This is a genomic window from Mammaliicoccus sp. L-M44 (assembly GCF_022386355.1).
GTDB lineage: Bacteria > Bacillota > Bacilli > Staphylococcales > Staphylococcaceae > Mammaliicoccus > Mammaliicoccus sciuri_A.
Genome location: NZ_JAJNIU010000013.1, coordinates 75431 through 83519 on the forward strand (window position 1 = coordinate 75431; position 8089 = coordinate 83519).

Sequence of the window (8089 nt, forward strand, 5' to 3'; positions counted from 1 at the left end):
TTTTTTTGTAAAGGAGTAAAAAACATGGAGTACAGTTATCCAATAGATGTGGATTGGACGCAAGAAGAGATTCTCGAAGTGATGGCTTTCTATAATCTTATAGAAGATGCATATGAAAGTGAAGCAAATAGAGAACAATTAGACCAAGCATATAAAAATTTTAAAAAAATTATTCCTGGTAAAGCTGATGAGAATAATTTTTATAAAGCTTTCAAAGAAGAAAGTGGTTATGATGGCTATAAAGTTGTTAAAGCTTTAAAAGAGAATAAAGAAGCGACAACGATTTCAGTTAAATAATATTATAAAATCCCCCAAAAAAGTGTTGAACTATAAAATGATTTCTGTTATTTTATTAAAGGTACTAAACTTAATGTTTAGTAAAAGTAAACATTACACTTTCTTGGGGGATTTATGAATATAGGAGAAAAACTTAAAAATTTAAGGTATCAAAAGAACCTAACACAAGAAGAACTTGGAGAGCGTACAGATTTATCTAAAGGATATATTTCGCAATTAGAAAGAAATTTATCTTCACCATCTATGGAGACTTTTTTGAATATTTTAGATGTATTAGGGGTTGAACCGAGTGAGTTTTTTAATGAGAAATTGTATCAAGCTCGTATACATTATCCTGAACAAGAACACACGATATATGATGAATATGATTTAGGTTACAAAATAAAATGGCTCGTTCCAGATTCCAATGAATTTGAAATGGAACCTGTAATTATCACTTTGAAAAGTGGATCTAAATATAAAGCATTTAGCCCATCAAATTCTGAAACATTTGCATATGTTAAAAAAGGATTCATAACTTTGAATATAGGGAATCAAACATATACTGCTAAAAGTGGAGAATGTTTTTATTTTAAAGCGCATGAAACGCATCAGTTTTTAAATCAATCTAGCAAAGATGCTGAAGTATTGATTGTAGCTACAGAATCGTATTTATAGGAGGTAAGGCATGAAACAACCAATCATAAAGTTCGAAGGCATTTCAAAGAACTTTAATAACACGCAAGTATTAGATGATGTCAGTTTTGAAATTGAAGAAGGTAAATTTTATACATTATTAGGTCCGTCAGGTTGTGGTAAAACAACTATTTTAAAATTGATAGCAGGATTTGAAACACCAACTAAAGGTAATATTTTGTTTAATAATAATATTATTAATAAAGTGCCAGCAAATAATAGGAAAGTTAATACTGTGTTCCAAGATTACGCATTATTTCCTCATTTAAATGTATACGACAATGTAGCATTCGGACTAAAAATAAAAAAGTTAAATAAAAAAGATATTCAAACTAAAGTAAAAGAAGCATTAAAATTAGTAAAACTTGAAGGATATGAACAACGTAAAATCACTGAAATGAGTGGTGGGCAAAAGCAACGTGTTGCGATTGCTAGAGCAATTGCGAATGAACCTGAAATTATCTTGCTTGATGAACCATTATCAGCTTTAGACTTAAAGTTAAGAACGGAAATGCAATATGAATTACGTGAATTGCAACAACGACTAGGTATTACGTTTATATTTGTTACACATGACCAAGAAGAAGCATTAGCAATGAGTGATTACATATTTGTTATGAAAGACGGTAAAATTCAACAAAGTGGTACGCCTGTCGACATATATGACGAACCTGTTAATAAATTCGTAGCTGATTTCATTGGAGAATCTAATATCGTTACAGGTGTTATGAAACGGGATTATGTTGTTGAAATGTACGGTATTCCATATGAATGTGTAGATGCTGGATTTGAGAAAGATGCTAAAGTTGACGTCGTGATTCGTCCAGAAGATATCACGATTAAATCAGAGAATGAAGGTCGTATCTCTGCAGTAGTTGACTCTCAATTATTTAGAGGTGTTCATTATGAAATTTGTTGTTATGATGCGCAAGGAAATGAATGGATTATCCAAACGACGAAAAAAGCAACAATCGGTGAAACAGTAGGACTTGATTTTGATTCAGAAGCGATTCATATTATGTTGCCAGGTGAAACTGAAGAAGAATTTGATCGTCGAATTGAAAGCTATGAGGATGAGGAACATGCATAAAATAAAATCATTATTACTCGTACCTTACATGATATGGATAGTATTATTTATTATCGTTCCGATTGCTATGATTTTCTATGCATCATTACTTGATATTCATGGACACTTTTCATTCGAGAATTACAGAAACTTTTTTACAAGTAGTTATTTAGAAATGACTTTAAGTTCAGCTTGGTATGCATTAGTTATTACTTTCTTTTGTTTATTAATTAGTTATCCTTTAGCGTTAACACTAAGAAATGCGAAACATAAAGATATATTATTATTGCTTGTTATATTGCCAACTTGGATTAACTTGTTACTTAAAACGTATGCTTTTATTGGTATTCTTAGTCATGATGGTTTATTAAATAAAATCTTAAGTATATTTCACGTACCATCAACAGAATTATTATTTACAAGTACAGCGTTTATCATTGTTTCGGTTTATATTTATATTCCGTTTATGCTGTTACCAATCTTTAATTCAATGGATGAAATACCAGAGAATTTATTACAAGCTTCAAGAGATTTAGGTGCAAATAGTTTTACAACATTTAAAAATGTAATCGTGCCTTTAACATTAGAAGGTGTGAAAACGGGTATTCAAATTACATTTATACCCGCATTATCATTATTTATGATTACACGTTTAATCGCAGGTAATAAAGTTGTTAACTTAGGTACAGCAATTCAAGAACAGTTTTTAGTTACACAAAATTATGGTATGGGTTCTACGATAGCTGTGTTCTTAATATTAGCTATGGCACTTATACTTATTATTACGAAATCTAAATCAGAGAATAAGGAGGTATAGTATGAAATTAACAGGAAAAATTTATTTTACAATCATACTTATATTTCTATACTTGCCTATCTTTTTCTTAATATTTTATTCATTTAACGGTGCAGGTAACATGACGCACTTTAAAGGCTTTACTTTTGATCATTACACATCAGTGTTTCAAAATAAACGCTTGTTAGTGATTATTGTGAATACCATTGCGATTGCATTGTTGGCCGCGAGTATTTCTACTTTAATCGGAATATGTGGCGCGATAGGTATTTATTACTTAAGAAATAAAAAATTAAAAGTCGGATTATTAACATTGAATAATATCTTAATGGTAAGTTCTGATGTTGTAATCGGATCATCATTTTTACTGTTATTTACTGTTATTGGTCACTATACAGGTATGGGGCTTGGTTTCTGGTCAGTATTAATATCTCATATAGCATTTTGTGTACCAATAGTCGTGCTTTTAGTACTTCCTAAGCTATATGATATGAATACATCTATGATTGACGCTGCTAAAGATTTAGGTGCAACTTCATGGCAAACACTTATTAAAGTTGTGATACCTCATATTCTACCTGGTGCAATTGGTGGATTCTTTATGGCACTTACGTACTCGTTAGATGACTTTACAGTGAGCTTTTTTGTGACAGGTAGTGGCTTTAGCGTATTATCTGTTGAAGTATATTCAATGGCTAGAAAAGGTATTACGATGGAAATCAATGCGATTTCTACATTACTATTTGCGTTAGTCATGATACTGATTTTAGGATATTATTTCTTAAAAAGAAGCCAACAAAAAAGACTTGAAAAAAGAGGGGGCATTATAAGATGAAACAATTAATACAGTTAGTCGGCATCTCAATTGTTGTAGGGGCATTGTTAATGTTATCTACTAAATTAATTGATCCGCCTCCTTCTAAAGGAAAAAAGAATGTCATTTATGTATATAACTGGGGAGAATATATTGACCCAGATTTAACGAAAAAATTTGAAAAACGAACAGGTATTAAAGTCGTATACGAAACGTTTGATTCAAATGAAGCGATGATGGCTAAAATTAAAAACGGTGGTACAGCATATGATGTTGCAGTGCCAAGTGAGTATACTGTTGAAAAAATGAAAAAAGAAAAGTTATTAATACCAATTGATCATAAAAAAGTACCGAATTTAAAAAATATTGATAAAGATTTTATGAATCTACCATTTGATCCAGGAAATAAATACTCCGTACCTTATTTTTGGGGGACAGTAGGTATTTTGTACAATCCTGAAACAACGAAAGGTATCAATTTTAACACATGGAATAGTCTTTGGGATAAGCGTCTTAAAGATGATGTATTAATTGTTGATGGATCAAGAGAAGGTATAGGATTTGCATTAAATAGTATGAATGAAAGTTTAAATGAAACAAATAAACAAAAACTGAAAAAAGCACAAGATAAATTAATTAAGTTATCACCTAATGTTCGAGGTGTTGTAGGCGATGAAATTAATACAATGATGGTTCAGAATGAATCGGATGTAGCCGTTGTTTGGAGTGGTATGGCAGCTGATATCATGACTGAAAATGATAAATTAGATTTTGTCGTACCTAAAGAAGGTTCAAACTTATGGTTTGATAATATCGTTATACCTAAGACAGCACAGAATGTTGATGGCGCACATAAATTTATTAACTTCTTATTAGAAGAGAAGAATGGAAAGCAAAATGCAGAATGGGTTGGATATGCAACGCCAAACAAAGCTTCTTATAATCTTTTAGATAAGAGTGTTAGAGAAGATGAGCGTTTCTATCCTGATTCTTCAGTAAGAAATAAACTTGAAGTTTATGAAGATTTAGGAAAAGAAAATATAGTAGCGTATAATGAAGCCTTTTTAAAATTTAAAATGTCGCTTAATTAGTCATTATAAAGGGTCTTTGTGAGAAACAAAGCCCTTTTTTTGTTATAATTAAAACCAATTCATTATTAGGAGGTAAACATGATGAATTCATATGTAGAACATGTGAGACAGCCAGTTGGTAGAGGTGTAGAAAAATTTCTCGGCTGGTTTGCTTGGATTATCTTATTGGGCATAACAGCTTTATCTTTATTTGCTGCACTTGTCGTATTAAATAATCCAGAAAATATAAATAGGCTAGAAACTTTAATTAATAGACTAAATATTAATATTACAACTAATGGACAATTAATGTCTGCTAGTGAAGTAGCACTCAATATTCAAAATGGTATTTGGTTATTTATAATTTATTTGATTATTGTTTTAATATTTTCATTTATTGGTTTAGTTTTAATGAGATGGAGAATATTTTCTGCTTTTGTATTTTTACTTTTAGCAATTATTACAATTCCATTATTTATTGTGCTTGTACCATTATTCTTCTTTATTGTATGTATTTTATTATTCGTAAGAAAAGATAAAATATTACCAGTTCAAGGTATGGCACCACAACAACCTTATTATGAAAATCAACGCGAAAATATTCCACCACAGCCTAGAGAACGTCAACGAGTTGAACCTAAACAGCAATATAGAGAAGAACATGTAGAAGAACCACTACAAGAGAAAGAGCGTTCGGCACAAGTTGACTCAGTAGAACAAACTGAAACGACTCATAGTGAGGAAGTACTTTCTCGTAGTAAAAAGCATCAAAATAAAAAACAAAGAAATCAGCAAGAAGAAACAAATGTTGAAAACTTAGATGATGCAGATCAGTCCGATATTGATCAACAAGAGAATATTGGTCAAAGACATGAAGATCCATACAATTATGAAACAACACAATCAGATGAGTATCAAGTTCAACCTGATAAACTGAAAAAAGAAAAGAAACCTAAAAAAGTAAAACCTAATGCAACAATTGAAAGAAGAAAGAATTACGAAAAAAGAATGCAACAACAGAAAAAATATTTTGAAGAAAAAAATAAAGACGAACAAAATATAGAAAAAAACGATCATAAACTTGATAAATAAAATTCAGATTGAGATAATGATAATTGACAAATTTTAGGAGGGTTTAAATGAAAAGAACAACAGAATATATATTACTTGTCGTAGGTGCTGTGTTTTCATTAATTGGAATTGTAATGGCATTTATAACGAAATCTTTTTCAAATACTGCTGAATTTAAAATGGAATTTGAGCGACAAATGCAAAATAATCCAGATTTGCAAAATGAAGTGTCTGTGGATGAATTATCATCGGTTATGAGTGGTTTAATAAATTATGCGCTTGTTATTCTAATCATCAGTATTATATTAGCGATAGTGGCATTAGTATTTGTAAAAAAACAAAGAATTTTATCTGGTATATCAGCTATACTTGGTGGTCTTGTTTCAATACTTATCTTTAACATTATTTCATTCCTTGTATTAATTATTGCAGGTATTATGTTATTAGTGAGAAAAGAAAAAAATCATCAATTTGAAGATGTGAATTTCCAAAATGACCATAATCATTTAGACGATAACAATCATCAACAAAGTCAGTTTAATTCAGAAGATAAAAAGAAAAAAGATGACGACCCATATATTTATTAATTAATAAAACAACAGCCCTTCAGAATTGAACTGAAGGGCTGTTGTTTTAAGTATTAACTATAAAATTTAATTAATTCTTCAAATGTTTCATCTAAAAATGCAGTAAATGATTTATCTGTTTTTAATACATCAGACTTAGGATCTAAAGTACGTGCTACGAAGAACTCAGCTTTTTTAATATCTTTTAATCTCTTTATATGATGTTTCAAATCTTCTGTAGATAATGAATCAATAGGAGATTTATCAATATTATAATGATCAAAACATAATGAATAATCACTAGGTAAGTCTTCTAATAAGTTAAAGTTTTTATTTAAAAAGTCAGCCATTTGACCTTTATTTTTATTTTCATGCATAACACCAAACATTATAAATAATTGTGATTCAAATAAACCAATTTGAAAATGTGGTAACATTTTATATCCACGTTGATTAGTTGCAAATGCTACCCAAGTATCTTTAGGGGGATTAACAGTTCTTCTCGCATGTTTTGCAACATGGTAATGGAATGTATCTCCAGTTTGTTCAGTTAAATATTTTGTATATCTTTCACCTAAAGCATGTAATTGTGGTCTTACTTGTTCGTCTAGTGCTTGCATCCTATTTTCTAAACCTTCAACACTAAAAACTTTAAAATCTTTTTGTTTAAACGTATACTTAGTCATAGTTGTCCTCCTTATAACTGTGGTACTTAACAATATTTTATCATAAATTTTTTTGAATATATAAAGAACAATGCTAATATAAAAATAACATAGGAGGTTTTGTCATGGAAATATACAAATTTGCTTATCAAATAATACAAGAAGCGGGTCAAATTATTCGTGATTCAATAGATGACGATATTCAAATAGAAACAAAGTCAAATCCTAATGATTTAGTGACAAATATAGATAAAGAAACAGAAGAAAGATTATTTAATCAAATTAAATCTACATATCCAGAACATCGTATTTTAGGAGAAGAAGGTCACGGCACAGATATTGATAATACAGAGGGCGTCTTATGGATTGTTGACCCAATAGATGGCACGCTAAACTTTGTACATCAACAAGAGAATTTTGCCATTTCAATCGGTATTTTTATTGATGGCGAAAAATATGCAGGATTTGTATATGATGTCATGAACGATAAAATGTACCACGCCATAGCTGGTAAAGGGGCATGGTTAAATAATGAACAACTTAAACCATTAGAAGATACTGATTTGAAGACCAGTTTAATTTCAACAAATCCATTATGGTTAACAAAAGAAAAATTAGCTAAAATCTATATGCCGATTGTTGATCAAGCAAGAAGTACAAGAGCATACGGATCAGCAGCATTAGACTTTGCTAACGTTGCAAAAGGCAATACAAGTGCGTATTTAACAATGCGATTACATCCATGGGACTTTGCAGGAGGCTTAATAATTGCAGAAGAAGTAGGCGCAGTTGTAACAAACCAATTAGGAGAACACTTAAATATATTAGAAGCCAATTCAATACTAATAGGCAATAAAAAAATTCACCAAGAACTATTGAATGAATACTTCTTACCATATAAGACAATGTTAGAACAAATTCATACAGAAAGATTTAAAGGAAAATAGGAAGTGGGCTTAAACAATTATTGTTTAAGCCTCAGACTGTGGACAAACTGAACTTAAATTTATAAGTTCAGTTTGTTTTTTTATATGGATTAATATTTTCCACTAAAATCATGATTAAA

10 protein-coding genes are annotated in these 8089 nt (G+C 30.1%); 9 read left to right on the top strand and 1 reads right to left on the bottom strand.

From position 1 onward, the window contains the following. Positions 1-24 precede the first annotated feature (24 nt). The 8 genes from LQ611_RS08745 (at position 25) to LQ611_RS08780 (ending at position 6379) form a co-directional block, all read left to right on the top strand. Positions 25-297: a UPF0223 family protein gene (locus LQ611_RS08745; RefSeq protein WP_103360510.1), complete on the top strand. Its 273-nt coding sequence runs from the start codon at positions 25-27 to the stop codon at positions 295-297. A 114-nt stretch (positions 298-411) separates the two neighbouring features. Further along, positions 412-954 (top strand): helix-turn-helix domain-containing protein, encoded by a 543-nt coding sequence (locus tag LQ611_RS08750; RefSeq protein WP_025905171.1) that lies wholly within the window; start codon positions 412-414, stop codon positions 952-954. A 10-nt stretch (positions 955-964) separates the two neighbouring features. Beyond that, the gene (locus tag LQ611_RS08755; protein WP_107565771.1) at positions 965-2062 is read left to right on the top strand and encodes an ABC transporter ATP-binding protein; all 1098 of its coding nucleotides are present in this window, start codon (positions 965-967) and stop codon (positions 2060-2062) included. Continuing rightward, positions 2055-2858 (top strand): ABC transporter permease, encoded by an 804-nt coding sequence (locus LQ611_RS08760; protein WP_107565772.1) that lies wholly within the window; start codon positions 2055-2057, stop codon positions 2856-2858. The genes LQ611_RS08755 and LQ611_RS08760 overlap by 8 nt, the downstream gene beginning before the upstream one ends. Before the next feature lies 1 nt (position 2859). Continuing rightward, on the top strand, positions 2860-3672 hold the full coding sequence (locus LQ611_RS08765) for an ABC transporter permease (protein ID WP_025905168.1): 813 nt from the start codon (positions 2860-2862) through the stop codon (positions 3670-3672). Further along, positions 3669-4742 (top strand): ABC transporter substrate-binding protein, encoded by a 1074-nt coding sequence (locus tag LQ611_RS08770; protein ID WP_107565773.1) that lies wholly within the window; start codon positions 3669-3671, stop codon positions 4740-4742. The genes LQ611_RS08765 and LQ611_RS08770 overlap by 4 nt, the downstream gene beginning before the upstream one ends. A gap of 78 nt (positions 4743-4820) precedes the next feature. After that, complete coding sequence (locus tag LQ611_RS08775; protein ID WP_107565774.1) at positions 4821-5813, top strand: DUF4064 domain-containing protein; 993 nt, start codon at positions 4821-4823, stop codon at positions 5811-5813. 47 nt (positions 5814-5860) lie between these two features. After that, positions 5861-6379 (top strand): DUF4064 domain-containing protein, encoded by a 519-nt coding sequence (locus tag LQ611_RS08780; RefSeq protein ID WP_107565775.1) that lies wholly within the window; start codon positions 5861-5863, stop codon positions 6377-6379. Positions 6380-6432: 53 nt separating this feature from the next. Here the strand turns inward: LQ611_RS08780 and LQ611_RS08785 are convergent, their stop codons facing one another. Further along, complete coding sequence (locus LQ611_RS08785) at positions 6433-7044, bottom strand: YktB family protein (RefSeq protein WP_107565776.1); 612 nt, start codon at positions 7042-7044, stop codon at positions 6433-6435. Between the two features lie 104 nt (positions 7045-7148). Between LQ611_RS08785 and LQ611_RS08790 the strand changes: the two genes are divergently transcribed. Continuing rightward, entirely contained in the window at positions 7149-7970 is an 822-nt protein-coding gene (locus LQ611_RS08790; protein ID WP_025905163.1) for an inositol monophosphatase family protein, read from the top strand. Positions 7971-8089: the final 119 nt, after the last annotated feature.